Source organism: Bartonella krasnovii, assembly GCF_003606345.3.
In the GTDB taxonomy this organism is placed as follows: domain Bacteria; phylum Pseudomonadota; class Alphaproteobacteria; order Rhizobiales; family Rhizobiaceae; genus Bartonella; species Bartonella krasnovii.
This window is the reverse complement of record NZ_CP031844.2, coordinates 1,795,192-1,809,412: the sequence shown is the minus strand read 5'-3', so window position 1 is coordinate 1,809,412 and position 14,221 is coordinate 1,795,192. Positions and strand designations below refer to the sequence as shown.

Sequence of the window (14,221 nt, the reverse complement as noted above, 5' to 3'; positions counted from 1 at the left end):
CAAATATTTCATAGACTAAAAGGCATATTGTAGGGGTATTTTGCAGGTGAAATTATGTCTTATGACAAGAAGTTTTATCATGATCATAAAAAAAACAATTGCGATTATAAATTTACACGCTAAAGTAGTGAGTTCAGAAGTGGACAACTTTTGAGTTCTTTTTAAGAAAGAACAATGATGTCGTTGCCAAATCAATTTTGATAATTTTAATCGCAAGGGGTTATTATGGGTAATCTTTCAAATGCTGTTTATAAAAGCAGCAAAAATTATAGCGATGCAGACAAAAGCTTAGGACGTAATATGATGCGTTCTGCTATGCAAGCACCTTATCTAGAACGACAAAAAGAGCATGATTTGGCTCTGCGATGGAAAGATAAACGCGATGATGATGCCATGCATCAAATTGCCGCAGCTCATATGCGTTTGGTGATTGCTATTGCAAACCGCTTTAAACGTTTCAAAATGCCCTTAGGGGATTTGGTACAAGAAGGATATGTGGGACTGTTGGAAGCTGCTGCACGTTTTGAACCTGATCGGGAAGTGCGTTTTTCAACTTATGCAACATGGTGGATACGGGCTTCTATTCAAGATTATATTTTGCGAAACTGGTCAATTGTTCGAGGGGGAACCAGTTCTTCGCAAAAAGCACTTTTCTTTAATCTGCGGCGTTTGCGTGCAAAACTGGTGCAAGATGATAGTGCTTTATCAAAGCAGGATATTTTTCGCACAATCGCTGAAAAACTCGGTGTTTCTGTACGCGATGTGGAAACAATGGATTTTCGTTTTTCCAGTTCGGATAATTCTTTGAGTGTTTCTGTTTCTGAAAACAGTGATAATCCCATTGCGAAGATGGATGTTTTGGTTGATGAGAGTCCGCTGCCTGATGCTTTAATTGAGCAAGTGATTGATGGTCAACGCCGTACGCAATGGCTTTACGATGCGTTGCAAATTCTCAACGAAAGGGAGCTGGAAATTATTCGCTTTCGTCGCTTAAATGAAGAGGGGGCGACTTTAGAAGTCTTGGGTGAAAGATTAGGAATTTCGAAAGAACGCGTGCGTCAAATTGAAGCACGAGCTTTGCAGAAATTGCGTTCTGCTCTCCTTACGGTTCATTCAGAAGACGCTTACGATATATAAGCCGTGAAGACTTTGTGAGGGGAAGAAGAGTGCTTAGGTGCGGGGGCGTATGGCATGATGAAGCTCTGATTGAGGGTTCAGTTTGCTTTATCAAGCCATATGCCTCCTTTTGAGGTGCAGTGAACCGTCTTTATGAGCAGAGGGAGATTGGAGGGTGATGTTTCTTTGAGATGGTCTGTGCAGAAATTGCGCTCTGCTCTTCTTGATACAAGTTCATTGTAGAAGATCTTCACGCTATATAAACCGCGATAGGCTTTTTTAAGGGATATAGATGCGGGGGGGGGGTGGTAGGGCGTGATGAAGCTGGTTGCATTTACAAATATTTGGGGGGAGGGCGTGATTAAAGACAGAAAAGAATCAAGATTGTCGCAGATAAAAAAGCCTTATTCGGTGATAATTTTTACTTTTGTACCAGCGCGTAACGTTTGAGTTGGTGAGAGGGCATTGAGAATCCGAAAGAGTTTTTCTTTGTTTGGTGTGTGTTGCATTTTATTGGCAAGATTTGCAATATTTTCTCCTTGTTTAACGCGAATAATACTGATCTTTAAGGGTTTCAATTTTTTTAACTCTAAAGTTGAAAGAGGGTGAAAGCTTTGGACCGTTTTTTGGGCAATTTCTGCAAAATTTTGAGAATTATAGGGGGCGGCTGTTAGAAAACGAAAAATATAGTTATTGAACGGAATGACAACCACATCAAATTGCCATTGTTCGTGAGTCGCACGAGCTTGCGCTGCAAGTAAATTTTGATTTAAGTGTCCTTGATGAGGGAGCCCTTGAATTGTGAGGGGATGGATAGATGATGGGTCTAGCCCGATAATTCCCCCGCTTTTCAAATAATCACTTGCAGACATTTTCGCTGGATGGGGAATGGCATCAAAGCGAATCGCAATTTTATTGGGCCCGCTAGCCCAAACGGTTTGTGCTGAATGTTCTATTGTAAAATTATTGGGAACAGAAAAAGCGATGCGCCATTGCGGATGAATAAATTCGTTGCCACGTATAAAGCCTGTGTAAAAGCTTCCTCCAAAAGTCATGCCATCAATGCTTTTGAGGAAAGAATCACGATCAGTATTTCCGTTGTTTTGTTGATTGATTTTACGGGCTTTTTCTATCGCAAGCCGAATGCGTTGAGGGGTGGTTGGGTGAGACGCTAGAAAGTCTAAGGAAGCATTTTTAGTGCCAGAAATATTCTGAAAAGCACTATAGGCTTCCATTGTTTGAAGAAAGCGTGGGGAGGCAAATGGATCATATCCTGCTTGTTGGAGCATTTCGAGGGCAAGGGAATCAGCTTCCAGCTCTTGATTGCGGGAAAATTGTGCAAGTTGTTGCTTGTTGTGTACGGGATTGCGATTTTTTCCCATAGTAGAAAAAAGATGTGGAGACATACGATTTGTCATCTTTTTCAATTGGGCTTCTTTTTGTAGGCGCAAAATGCCATGATTAGCTCTGATATGGGCCATCTCATGGGCTAAAATTGCAGCAACTTCTGAAGAATCGTTGGCAAGTGCTAGCATACCACGGGTGATGTAGATCGAGCCATTGGGGAGTGCAAATGCATTGACATTTTCTGAGTTTAAAATTGTGACAGAATAGCTTTGAGGAGAATGGTGGGATGCAATGGTTAGTTTACGGATGATTTTTGCTAAAAAGCGTTCAAGTTTTGTATCATGATAGGCACCACCATACATTTGCAAAATACGGGGGTGTTGCAGTGTGCTTAATGTGACATAGATATTATGACTGTCGGTACGTTTGATTATTTCAGAAGAACTGGAAGAAAGCTTGTCATTTTGAGAAAGGGGTGTATGACAAGCTGAAAGGAGAAGCATTAAACTGATGAAAGTTGCTTTATAAGGCAGAGAGCGAAAAAGAAAATTTCGTTGAAAAATGGCGTGTATTGGATCGCGGTGCAGGTTATTTCTGCTTTGGAATGTGGCAAATTTCATGGGTGTCTTTGTATCGTGTGTGTCTTTTTGAGAGAAGCTTTAGGGATGAGGATTCGTTTGGCTATATCACGGTTATTGTTTAGAAAAAATAGTTCTCATGGATAAAGGGATGCTCGAGATGAAAATTTTGTGAAAGGCAAAATGTGACATGACAACATTTACAATATTGTTAAATGGAGATCTTTTTATCACTGATCGTTTACTTAATCAAATTCAAAACAGTCGGGTGATTGCTGCGGATGGTGGGATGCGTCATGCGGCAGCACTTAACGTGATGCCTGAGTTATGGTTGGGGGATTTCGATTCATCTGATCAGACTCTGATTGACAAATATAGCCATGTTCCGCGGGAAGTTTTTCCCTCTGATAAAGATATGACAGATAGTGCTTTGGCTTGTGAAAGAGCACTACAAAAGGGTGCTAAAAAGTTGATTTTGTGCGGGGCTTTGGGAGGAGAGCGAAGTGATCATAGCCTTTCTCATATGACGCAAGCGTTGATGATGGCTGAAAAAGGGGTTTCAGTGTTGTTGACAAGCGGTTTGGAAGAAGGCTGGCCGGTTTTGCCAAAACTTGTATCATATGATTTGCCTGAAGGATGTTTGTTTAGTCTTATCGGTTTTTCTGACTTACAAGGCTTAACGCTTGAAGGAGTAAAATGGCCAATTTGTGATAAAAATGTGTCATTTGGCTCTTCTTTAACACTTTCTAACCGTATTTGTGGAACCTTTTCTTGCCATTTAGGTTCTGGAAAAGCTATATTGTTAGCGTCTGTGCCTATTTCGTAAAGCTCTTCCAATATATTTTGAATAAGGCAGGGGGGGGCTTAGTGATTGAGTACCGACATAAACGATATATTATGTATGGATATTGAGAAGGAGAGATTTTACTATGTTAAAATCAATTTTAAAAGTGGCTGTCGTTTCTGCGATTGGTTTTAGTTCGGTGGCTTGTACGACAACGGATGAACGCGTTGCTCGTTACGGTGTAGGAGGAGCTGCAATTGGGACCTTGGCGGGTACGGCTATTGGTGGAAGTACACCTGGAGCAGCGCTTACTGGTGCGGCATTTGGGGCTTTGGCTGGAGTAGTAACGGGTGAGGCTGTAAATCAAAGAAGACAACAAAAACAGGCCTCACAATTGTGTACATATCGCTCTCGCAGAGGATATGTTTACCAAGCACCTTGTGCGCAAAGAGTTCCTGTACGACAATTATGTACTTACCGTGATGCAAGAGGGGTGATGTATAAAGCACCTTGTCCGCGCCGCGTTCGTTAATGGCGGTGCCATTGCTGCGGCTTGACCGCATTTTCTTAAACGTGGGGATAACACCTTTGCTCAACCAAGCTTGTTTATCGGTTGAGCAGGGGGCGCGTATTGCGTTGGTGGGCCGTAATGGTTGTGGAAAATCCACTCTGTTAAAGATTGCCGCAGGAATATTAGAGCCTCATGGTGGCGAAATTTTTCGCCACCCTCGCGTGACACTTCGTTATGTCGCTCAAAATCCGGATTGTTCAGGTTTTGCGGATATTAACGCTTATATGGAAGCAGGATTGGACGAGACACTGGATGTTCAGTGGATCAATATGCTTCGCACAAATTTAGGATTTTCGGGTGCAGAAAAATTAGAAACGCTTTCGGGGGGTGAAAAGAGGCGCGTTTCATTGTTACGGGCTATTGCAGCAAAACCTGATATTTTGTTCTTAGATGAGCCGACCAATCATCTTGATTTACCAACCATTGAATGGTTGGAAGGGGTTTTGTCTTCTTTGCGTTCAGCGATTGTGGTGATTTCTCATGATCGACGATTTTTGGAAAATGTTACGCGTTCAACGGTATGGCTTGATCGTGGGATAACGAAAAGACTGGAAAAGCGTTTTTCAGAATTTGAGAATTGGCGCGATAAAGCTCTAGAAGAAGAAGCACTCGAGCAGCATAAATTGGGGCGTCAAATTGTCCGTGAAGAGCAATGGTTGCGTTATGGCGTGAGCGCACGACGTAAGCGTAATGTAAGGCGCTTGAGCGAATTAAAAAACTTAAGACAGTGTCATCAAACCTATAAAGGGCAGCCTGGAAGTGCACTGTTGAGCGCTGCTAAAAGTCATGATTCTGGTCAATTGGTGCTCGAAGCAAAAAAAATTTCAAAATCCTATGGGGATCGCGTTATCGTGAAAGATTTCTCTTTGCGTATTCAGCGGGGGGAGCGAATCGGTTTGGTAGGGCCTAATGGCATCGGAAAGACAACGCTTCTTTCCACGTTGATTGGGCAAGAAGCCGTGGATAGTGGAACGGTGAGGCATGGCTATAACCTCTCTATAGCATTGCTTGATCAGCAACGTATTCTCAATGAAGAAGAAACTTTGGCACATTATCTCACAGGGGGGCGGGGTGATACTCTTGTGATCAATGGGCAGGAACGGCATGTGGTTTCTTATATGAAAGACTTTTTATTTTTGCCGGAACAAGCGCGCACCCCCCTTAAAGAATTTTCTGGAGGAGAAAGAGCACGACTCATGCTTGCGCGCCTTCTTTCGCGTCCGGCAAACTTTTTAATTCTTGATGAACCAACCAATGATTTGGATATGGAAACTTTGGATTTGTTGCAAGAGTTTATTGCTGATTTTGTGGGAACAGTGTTGTTGGTAAGCCATGACAGAGATTTTTTAGATCGTACTGTAACGCATATGTTGGCACCGGAGGGCGATGGTCATTGGGTTTTGTATGCGGGTGGTTATAGTGATATGATGGCGCAAAATAAACAGGCTTTGACCTTTCAACGCAAAGAAATAGAATTATCGCACCGTAAAGCATCTGCAAAATCTTGCTCAGGGAAGAGCGGAAAAAATGCCTCATCAACAGATCCTAGCTTGGATAGTGCGGGAGAGAAGAAAACACGAAAAAAATTGTCCTATAAGCAGGTTTATGCATTGGAAAAATTGCCTGAAGAAATCGCTGTTTTGCAAAATGAAATCAAAAAAATTGAACAAGAACTCTCTGACCCCACTCTTTATCGCAGTGATAAAGAACGTTTTGAGCGTTTATCAACTGCATTGGAAAAAAAGAAAAATATTTGCACACAAAAGCAAGAAGAATGGCTAGAACTTGAAATTTTACGCGAAGAAATAGAAGCATGTTCACGGTAATGTCCCACTAAGCATTTTAAGAGATTCGTATTGTCTCATCGCTTTCTGTAGAAGCGCTTGGAAATATTGAAGAATGACGACCGTGCCTTATGAGTTCATAAAGAGCAGATTGTAGAAATATGCTTTTGACTGCGGTTAAAAATTATAACGCTGGTTAATGTTTTTTTTGAAGCAAACTTTACTGTTTATGTTTGGCTTTTTTTGCACAATTTTTGATAAAAAATCTTGATAAAGAAAAAATTAGTGGTGTGGTGCGTTTTTCAAAATGCCCTGGATGCAAGCAGAGCAATACATTCACACACTTTGCAAGTTCCTAATATTGCTATAACCCGTGGCACTTGAGCGCATTTATAAAAAGCATTCTCTTGTTTTTATTTTATACCTTAAACACACCAATACTGTTTATGACTGTTTATGAAGGAAAAAAATGATCCTCATTGATTCTTATATGAGAAGCTTTGTGATGGGAAAAGCTCACAGTATTTGACGTTATGTCACGACAAATCAACGTGTTATTGTAACATTTCTAGCAGGAGAAAATGATGACAATTAAAACAAAGCGAACAATTTCCACATTGATTGGTTTAGAAGATGCCGCTGAACTGTCTGCTTATTACCTGCGGAATGCGAATCATCTGCGCCCTTTTGAACCGTTGAGATCTGAGGGTTACTACACTCTAACAGCTTGGAAAGCACGCGCCAATGCATTTGCTTATGAAAGCGCACAAGGGCAAGCCTATCGATATGCCGTACGACTCAAAAATGAAAATACAATCATCGGTGTTGTAAACTTCACAAATGTGGTTCGTGGTGTTTTTCAAGCCTGTCATCTTGGTTTTTCTCTTGATGAGAAACAACAAGGCAAAGGCCTTATGTTTGAGAGTTTATCGGCTCTCATACGCCATATCTTTCATGTTTATCATTTGCATAGAGTGATGGCAAATTATAGACCTGAGAACATAAAAAGCGAACTTTTATTAAAGCGCCTTCATTTTGAAAAAGAAGGCTATGCCAAAGATTATTTGATGATTTCTGGAAAATGGAGAGATCATATTCTAACTTCTTTAATCAATGAGCGTTATAAGCCCGTCAATAGACTTGAATAAAAGATTTGAATAAAGCTCTATTAAAGAGCTTTATGCCAGATGTCTAAATATGCCGAATTTTTCACGATCTTAACAAGATGAAGATCCTTAACCATCTCTCTTCTGTAAACAATTCAGACCTTTGTTTAGCGAATTTCTGCTGCTGATCCCTTTAAATATTTTTTTATCCTAGAGAATGAGTTGATTGATCATCACCATTCATTGTTTTTCAATTTCACATCTGTTTTTAGGTTGAAGGACTCAAAAATGCTTTGCTGTCATGCACAAGTGTGGGGTTGGCTTACAAGGGGAGACCCGTATAGATAAAACGCTCCTCTGGGTAAAGAGGCCCCTATGGATACAATGATTGCAGAATAAGAAGTAAAAATGCGCTTTTCATGAATCCTTTCAAATGTGAGGGCTGTTGCAATGTTATACATCCTGTGAAGTTGTCTTGTCACAAGTTATATAAATTTTGTGTTATTTTGCACAAACTACCCACAGTGGGCAGAATTTTTGTGTATTCATGCGTTTCTTTCCATTTTCTTTAAGAAAATTTCCAATGTTATCAATATTATTAACTCATCCCAAGCGCATTTTTATAAAGTTCAATGATGGCTTCTTCTTCCATTCGTTCGTGCTCTTCTTTTTTACGCAACCGTATAATGCTTCGAACAGCTTTGCTATCAAAACCAGAGCCTTTAAGTTCCGTGTAGACGTCTTTAATATCATCGGAAATGGTTTTTTTTTCTTCTTCTAGGCGTTCAATTCGTTCGATAAAAGAGCGTAATTGGTTGACAGATATAGCGTGTGTTTGATCGGTCACTGTATCATTCATTGTATTTTCTCCAGGTTATATGTTTTAAGTTATTTTTTTGATGACAAGTTTATGTTGGAAAAGCTTGAAAAATAAAAAATCAATCAAGCACCACAGTTTTTTTACAAATTGACTTTAAATATTTTGTAAAGTTTTTAAGATATATGCATCGATAAAAGGGCTATAAAAAGAAAAATATAAAAATATATGTTTTTAAGAGTTGAAAGGCTTTTGAAAAAAAAGACGTATAATGTGTTTTGGGAATTGATATTATAGAGGAAGTTTTGTGATTTTGAAAAAACAATATTGGGCATTTCAGAAAAGATTAAAGGTTTTTCTTTTGAGCATTTTGCTCTTATTTCCCCTTGTTGTTTGTGCAAAGGCTGACTTTAGAGTGTGTAATACAACGCAACAGTCTGTAGGGGTTGCTCTTGGATATCGTACGTTTTCAGGGTGGGTGAGCGAAGGCTGGTGGGTGGTTCCCGTGACAGAATGTAAGACCTTAATCGAAGGACCTCTTGCCTCGCGGTTTTATTATTTTTATGCGGAAGGAGCACAAAAAAAAGGAAGCTGGGCAGGCTCTGTCACCATGTGTGTGCAAGATAGCCAATTTACCATTCAAGGGGTTCATGATTGTTTCCCGCGTGGATATCAAAAGGCTGAGTTTAAGGAAATCGATACCGGTAATCAAACCAGTTGGATGGTACAGTTGACGGATGATTCTTTGTTCAACAATTCAGTTATCCCTTCTTTTTCAGGAAATTCTCCACCGTGAAACGGGCCCGTAAAGTAAAAATTATTGCGACTCTTGGTCCTTCTTCTTTTTCTCGTGTAATGATTGAGAAGCTTTTTAGGGCAGGGGCAGATGTTTTTCGCCTTAATATGAGTCATACGGATCGTAACACGCTGGGCGATTTGGTTAAGTCAATACGGGAGGTTGAAAAAACGGTTCGGCGCCCCATTGGTATTTTGGTGGATCTTCAGGGACCAAAACTGCGTATTGGTTGTTTTGACAAAGGTCAAGAAGATTTGCGTGTCGGGCAAAGCTTTACGTTAGATCATCGCGATGTGGCTGGCGATGCACAGCGTGTTTTTTTCCCTCATGAGGATGTCTTTTCAGCGATTAAACCAGGGGATCGCTTGTTAATTGATGATGGAAAGTTAGAACTGCGTGCTGAAGTGTGTGATGATCATTTTGTTCAGTGTCGTGTGGTTGCTGGAACCCGTATTTCTGATCGAAAAGGTGTGAGTTTTCCGGATACAATTTTGCCTTTTGATTCGATGACCTTAAAAGATAAGGCTGATCTTCAGGCTCTGTTACAGCAGCCTGTTGATTGGGTTGCCCTTTCTTTTATTCAACGTCCAGAAGATATTATAGCGGTGCGCCGGTTAACAAAAAGCAAAGTGTCTTTGATGGCTAAAATCGAAAAGCCTCAAGCCTTGGAACATATAGAAAAGATTATTGACGTTTCTGATGGTATTATGATTGCACGCGGAGATCTCGGGGTGGAAATGCCTCTGGAAAGGGTTCCTGCGATTCAAATGGAGCTGATCAAAGCTTGCCGTTTAGCTGGAAAACCGGTGGTGGTAGCAACACAAATGCTCGAGTCAATGATCACATCTCCTGTGCCAACGCGTGCAGAAGTATCGGATGTGGCGACTGCGGTTTATGCTGGAACAGATGCGGTGATGTTGTCGGCTGAATCTGCTTCTGGTCGTTATCCAGAAGAAGCGGTGCTTATGATGGATAAAATCGCACGGCAAATTGAACAAGATCAAACTTATGCTGCTCAGGTTGGAGCACAACATCCAACACCAGAATCAACCGGGACGGATGCGATTTCTCTTGCAGCGCGTCAGATTGCTGAAACACTTTCACTTGCCGCTATCGTTGCCTATACGGCTTCAGGAACAACGGGTCTGCGCGCTTCTCGTGAGCGTCCCAATAGACCGATTATTGCTTTATCGCCCATTGTGGAAACAGCACGGCGTTTGGCACTCGTTTGGGGGCTTCATTGTGTGGTTACTGCGGATGCGAAGAATTTAGAGGATATGGTTGATCGTGCAGCTATCATTGCCTTTCAGGAAGGTTTTTGCCAAGGAGGTGATCGCTTCCTTGTGACAGCCGGTGTTCCCCTTGGAACGCCTGGTGCAACAAACCTTTTGCGTATTGCCTCTGTCTCTCCAGATGGAACGAAGGGGATTTGATCCGCTTATACATGGTGTTTTTTCCATGTGCCTTTGAATGGGTTTTAGAAACAACGGGTCTGCGTGCTTCTCGTGAGCGTCCCAATAGACCGATTATTGCTTTGATCTTCCATTGTGAAAACACGGTATTATAATGTTTGGGCATTAGGTTTTGGGGTGGGATGTGGTGATATGGGAATTTTATCTTTCGTTTTGAAGATGGTTACCTATGGTGGATTTTCTTTTTATCACCTTTTAAAATATGTTTCATATCGCTTTATTGATGTTTTATAAGCGAGAGATTCATTGATCATGAAAATTTATTCTTTTGCTATTTGAATGAGAGCTTTAAAATTTTTTTCACTTTAAGCTTTTGTGAATGGATAAAACTTTTGCAAATAGAATTGAATAAAATTATGTGTTCCCCAAAATGATGAAGATTAGGCATGAGAATAAAGTAATGGGTGAACGTATTTAAAAAATATGCTGTTCATGCGCCATTTTTATGTAAAAGCAGTTGGCTTTATACATTACGATTTTTTAACAATGACATTTGTTTTTTGGGGGGGTGATTTTGGGGCGTTTATTGTGCGAGATATCTCATTGCTAGCATGGTAGTATAAGGCGGAATCTTGGAAGTATGAAGAGTTTGTGTATCAATGAAATATTCAAGAGAGTTTTTTGATCTGATTTTAAGCTAATTCTGTGTGGGCAATGCGTAACTAGTCACTGGAATTTTCTTAATAAGAAATCGAACTGTTTATGGGGGAGGAGAGTTTTTTGTGCCTTTTGAGGTGTGGAGAAAAAGTCAAATCGGCTTGCTTTTTTTCGTGATGGTGCTGTTTAGAAATCTTCTTGTTCTTGTTCTTGAATGTTTTTGCTATTTTGGTCATCTTTGAGCAATTGATTGGTGAGCTTTTCAATGCGTTGTGTGGTGTCACGCATAATTCTTCCCATGGCGCGCTCCTTTTCATTGTGGAGTCGTAAAAGAGCATCGTAGTCTTCTTGTAACTTTTTATTTTCTCGTTTTATTTCTTCCATTTCATCGATAATCATTATGCCCGCCATTACCGATAAACGATGGTCGCCAATTTCTCCAAAATTTTTCTTTAAATGGGTGATATATTGATCTAATTGAGCTGCAAGCGCAATAAGATGACTTTCTTGTCCTTTATTACAAGCCATACGATAGTTTTTACCATCAATGGTAACGGAAACTGTTTCCATACGTTCAAACCTTTATTTATCCAAACCTTTATCTATCAATGACAACACGAATCGTTTCCATTGCTTTAATAAGACGTTTGGAAACTTCTTTGTTAACGGATTCTAAGCGTTCAATTTGGGCTTCAGCTTTGTCAAGTGCTTGAGCAAGATGGCTGCGGTCAGCATTCATTCGTTGAATTTCTTCTTCCCATTCGTTATTTTTATCAATAACGGCGTTGCGGTTTATTATGGTGATCTCTAAGGTTCTAAGTGCTTTTTCTAAGTGCTCTAGAGCATCTTGCAGAACCGTAGTCTCTTGGTTCATTGCTTTTGTCCTTTGAGTAATTGTATCCTTTATCAATGCGTTATGCAAAAACGAATCACTTACATTTTCATAGTGTGTCTCTTTCATTTTTAAGTATGTAGGATATTTTAGCAAGCAAAGCAGGGGATAGATATTAATTAAAAGCTGGATTTTTTGCGCGTATTGTCATAAATGACATGGATATACAGGATGCGTGAGGGGAATGTGTTATTAATGTATGTGAAGCGATGACAAAAAGTCTCACGCTGATGATGAAAAAAAGAGTATTTCTTAAGGAATTTAAAGAGAATCTAAGAGAATACGGAAAAAGCAACAGTATAACGTATTTAACGAAATGGTCGATCATTCATGACAAATACCCACCAACAGAATCAGATGGCCAATGCTATCCGTTTTCTTGCTATTGATGCGATTGAAAAAGCCAACTCTGGTCATCCCGGCTTGCCAATGGGAGCCGCTGATATTGCTACGGTTCTTTATACACAATTCCTTGCTCATGATCCTAAAAAACCTCGTTGGCCTAACCGTGATCGTTTTGTCTTATCAGCAGGACATGGATCTATGTTGCTTTATGCTCTGCTGTATCTTTCTGGTTATGAAGATATCTCACTTGAGGATATAAAAAGTTTTCGCCAATTAGGGGCAAAGCTTGCAGGTCATCCAGAATATGGGCATGCGGCAGGAATTGAAACAACGACAGGACCTTTGGGACAGGGGTTAGCGAATGCCGTGGGGATGGCTCTTGCAGAACGGTTGCAAAATGCCCGTTTTGGCGATCTTATCAACCATTATACTTATGCGTTGGTGGGGGATGGATGCCTGATGGAAGGCATTTCGCAAGAAGCACTTTCCTTGGCAGGACATTTGAAACTTAATAAGCTTATCGTGTTGTGGGATGATAATAATATTTCTATCGATGGAGAAATTTCTCTTGCGGATAGTACAGATCAAATCGCCCGTTTTAAAGCATCCGGTTGGAATACACTCAAAGTAAATGGGCATGATCAAGCCGCTATTGCACAAGCTATTGAAGCAGCACGCAAAAGTGATAAACCAACGTTGATTGCCTGTAAAACAACGATAGGCTTTGGGGCGCCCAATAAAGCGGGAAGCAATAAAGTTCATGGGGCCCCTTTAGGAGCACGGGAAATCGCTGAGACCCGTATCGCCTTAGGGTGGGAGGCAGAGCCTTTCGTTATTCCAGCCGATATTCTTGATAATTGGCGCTTGGCAGGGCTTAATGCTGCTAAAAAGCGACAAAAGTGGGAAGAAAAATTGGCTGATCTTCCTGTCTCAGAGCGGGTGGAATTTGAAAGATTGATGCGTGGTGATCTCGTGGGGGGATTTGATGGTGCTGTGGATGCTTATAAACAGAAGCTTGTTGAAGAGTCTCCTGTTGTTGCTACGCGTAAAGCTTCTGAGATGGCTTTGGAAGTGATCAATGAAGTCGTGAGTGAGACCATTGGTGGTTCTGCCGACTTAACAGGATCTAATAATACAAAAAGCAGCCAGATGAAAAGTATCACGGCGGAGGATTTTTCAGGGCGCTATCTCCATTATGGTATTCGTGAACATGCTATGGGCGCTATCATGAATGGGCTCGCTCTCCACGGAGGCTTTATCCCTTATGGGGGAACATTTTTATGCTTTTCTGACTATATGCGTCCTGCTATGCGCTTGTCTTCTCTTATGGGGCTGCGGGTGGTTTATGTCATGACCCATGATTCTATTGGGCTTGGAGAAGATGGTCCGACCCATCAACCCGTGGAACATTTGGCTTGCCTGCGTGCTATGCCTAATCATCTTGTATTCCGTCCTGCTGACGCTATGGAGACAATTGAGTGTTGGCAATTGGCTTTGAAAGCGCGTAGCACGCCTTCTACCTTAGCTTTGAGTCGACAAAATTTACCGCTGTTGCGTCAAGAGTATGAAGAAGAAAATCTCTGTATGCTTGGTGCTTATGAATTGTTAACAGCCAGTGATGAAGCACAAGTGACACTGTTTGCTTCCGGTTCAGAGTTGCAAATTGCGGTTAAAGCACGTGAGGTCTTAGAAGAAAAAGGTATCCCAACACGTGTGGTTTCTGTGCCTTGTTTTGAACTCTTTTCTCAACAGTCTTGCTCCTATCAGCGGGCTCTCATTGGCGATGCGCCGATTAAAATCGCGATTGAAGCTGCTGTTGCTCAAGGATGGGACCGTTTTATTGGCTGTGATGGGATTTTTATTGGTATGGAGGGCTTTGGGGCGAGTGGAACAATTGATGACCTTTATGCACATTTTGGTCTTACTTTTGAAAATGTCGTGGCAATTGTTGAAAGAGAGCTGGAAAAGATCGCAGAAGAAAAAACAAGATGACAGTGTGTGTTGTCATGAGCGGGG

At 41.1% G+C, this 14,221-nt stretch carries 13 protein-coding genes; 9 read left to right on the top strand and 4 right to left on the bottom strand.

All coding sequences use genetic code 11. The features are described 5' to 3' along the window. Nucleotides 1-225 precede the first annotated feature (225 nt). Nucleotides 226-1,137 (top strand): RNA polymerase factor sigma-32, encoded by a 912-nt coding sequence (locus D1092_RS07805; protein WP_148255699.1) that lies wholly within the window; start codon nt 226-228, stop codon nt 1,135-1,137. A 383-nt stretch (nt 1,138-1,520) separates the two neighbouring features. Here the strand turns inward: D1092_RS07805 and D1092_RS07800 are convergent, their stop codons facing one another. After that, nucleotides 1,521-3,083: a M48 family metalloprotease gene (locus D1092_RS07800; protein ID WP_120121279.1), complete on the bottom strand. Its 1,563-nt coding sequence runs from the start codon at nt 3,081-3,083 to the stop codon at nt 1,521-1,523. Nucleotides 3,084-3,231: 148 nt separating this feature from the next. Between D1092_RS07800 and D1092_RS07795 the strand changes: the two genes are divergently transcribed. From D1092_RS07795 to rimJ, 4 genes are all read left to right on the top strand, one after another. Then, nucleotides 3,232-3,867, top strand: a complete 636-nt coding sequence (locus D1092_RS07795; protein WP_120121277.1) for a thiamine diphosphokinase — start codon at nt 3,232-3,234, stop codon at nt 3,865-3,867. Between the two features lie 103 nt (nt 3,868-3,970). Then, on the top strand, nt 3,971-4,357 hold the full coding sequence (locus D1092_RS07790) for a glycine zipper domain-containing protein (protein WP_120121275.1): 387 nt from the start codon (nt 3,971-3,973) through the stop codon (nt 4,355-4,357). Beyond that, complete coding sequence (locus D1092_RS07785) at nt 4,357-6,222, top strand: ABC-F family ATP-binding cassette domain-containing protein (protein ID WP_120121273.1); 1,866 nt, start codon at nt 4,357-4,359, stop codon at nt 6,220-6,222. Before D1092_RS07790 ends, D1092_RS07785 begins: the two co-directional genes overlap by 1 nt. A gap of 542 nt (nt 6,223-6,764) precedes the next feature. Continuing rightward, on the top strand, nt 6,765-7,328 hold the full coding sequence (gene rimJ / locus D1092_RS07780) for a ribosomal protein S5-alanine N-acetyltransferase (protein WP_120121271.1): 564 nt from the start codon (nt 6,765-6,767) through the stop codon (nt 7,326-7,328). A 556-nt stretch (nt 7,329-7,884) separates the two neighbouring features. Here rimJ and D1092_RS07775 read toward each other — a convergent pair. After that, nucleotides 7,885-8,145, bottom strand: coding sequence for a DUF2312 domain-containing protein (locus tag D1092_RS07775; protein WP_039760779.1), 261 nt, complete (start codon nt 8,143-8,145; stop codon nt 7,885-7,887). Between the two features lie 265 nt (nt 8,146-8,410). Here D1092_RS07775 and D1092_RS07770 point away from each other — a divergent pair, with 265 nt between their 5' ends. From D1092_RS07770 to D1092_RS09575, 3 genes are all read left to right on the top strand, one after another. Next, nucleotides 8,411-8,899, top strand: coding sequence for a DUF1036 domain-containing protein (locus D1092_RS07770; protein WP_120121270.1), 489 nt, complete (start codon nt 8,411-8,413; stop codon nt 8,897-8,899). Continuing rightward, the gene (gene pyk, locus D1092_RS07765) at nt 8,896-10,332 is read left to right on the top strand and encodes a pyruvate kinase (protein ID WP_120121268.1); all 1,437 of its coding nucleotides are present in this window, start codon (nt 8,896-8,898) and stop codon (nt 10,330-10,332) included. The genes D1092_RS07770 and pyk overlap by 4 nt, the downstream gene beginning before the upstream one ends. 114 nt (nt 10,333-10,446) lie before the next feature. Continuing rightward, on the top strand, nt 10,447-10,605 hold the full coding sequence (locus D1092_RS09575; protein ID WP_167309322.1) for a hypothetical protein: 159 nt from the start codon (nt 10,447-10,449) through the stop codon (nt 10,603-10,605). Between the two features lie 549 nt (nt 10,606-11,154). Here D1092_RS09575 and D1092_RS07760 read toward each other — a convergent pair. Next, nucleotides 11,155-11,538, bottom strand: coding sequence for a cell division protein ZapA (locus D1092_RS07760; RefSeq protein WP_120121266.1), 384 nt, complete (start codon nt 11,536-11,538; stop codon nt 11,155-11,157). Nucleotides 11,539-11,566: 28 nt separating this feature from the next. Then, a complete protein-coding gene (locus D1092_RS07755) occupies nt 11,567-11,842 on the bottom strand; it encodes a DUF4164 domain-containing protein (protein WP_005774573.1) in 276 nt (91 codons plus the stop codon). Nucleotides 11,843-12,190: 348 nt separating this feature from the next. On the opposite strand from D1092_RS07755, the gene tkt reads away from it, so the two are divergent. Beyond that, nucleotides 12,191-14,197, top strand: coding sequence for a transketolase (tkt, locus tag D1092_RS07750; protein WP_120121264.1), 2,007 nt, complete (start codon nt 12,191-12,193; stop codon nt 14,195-14,197). Nucleotides 14,198-14,221: the final 24 nt, after the last annotated feature.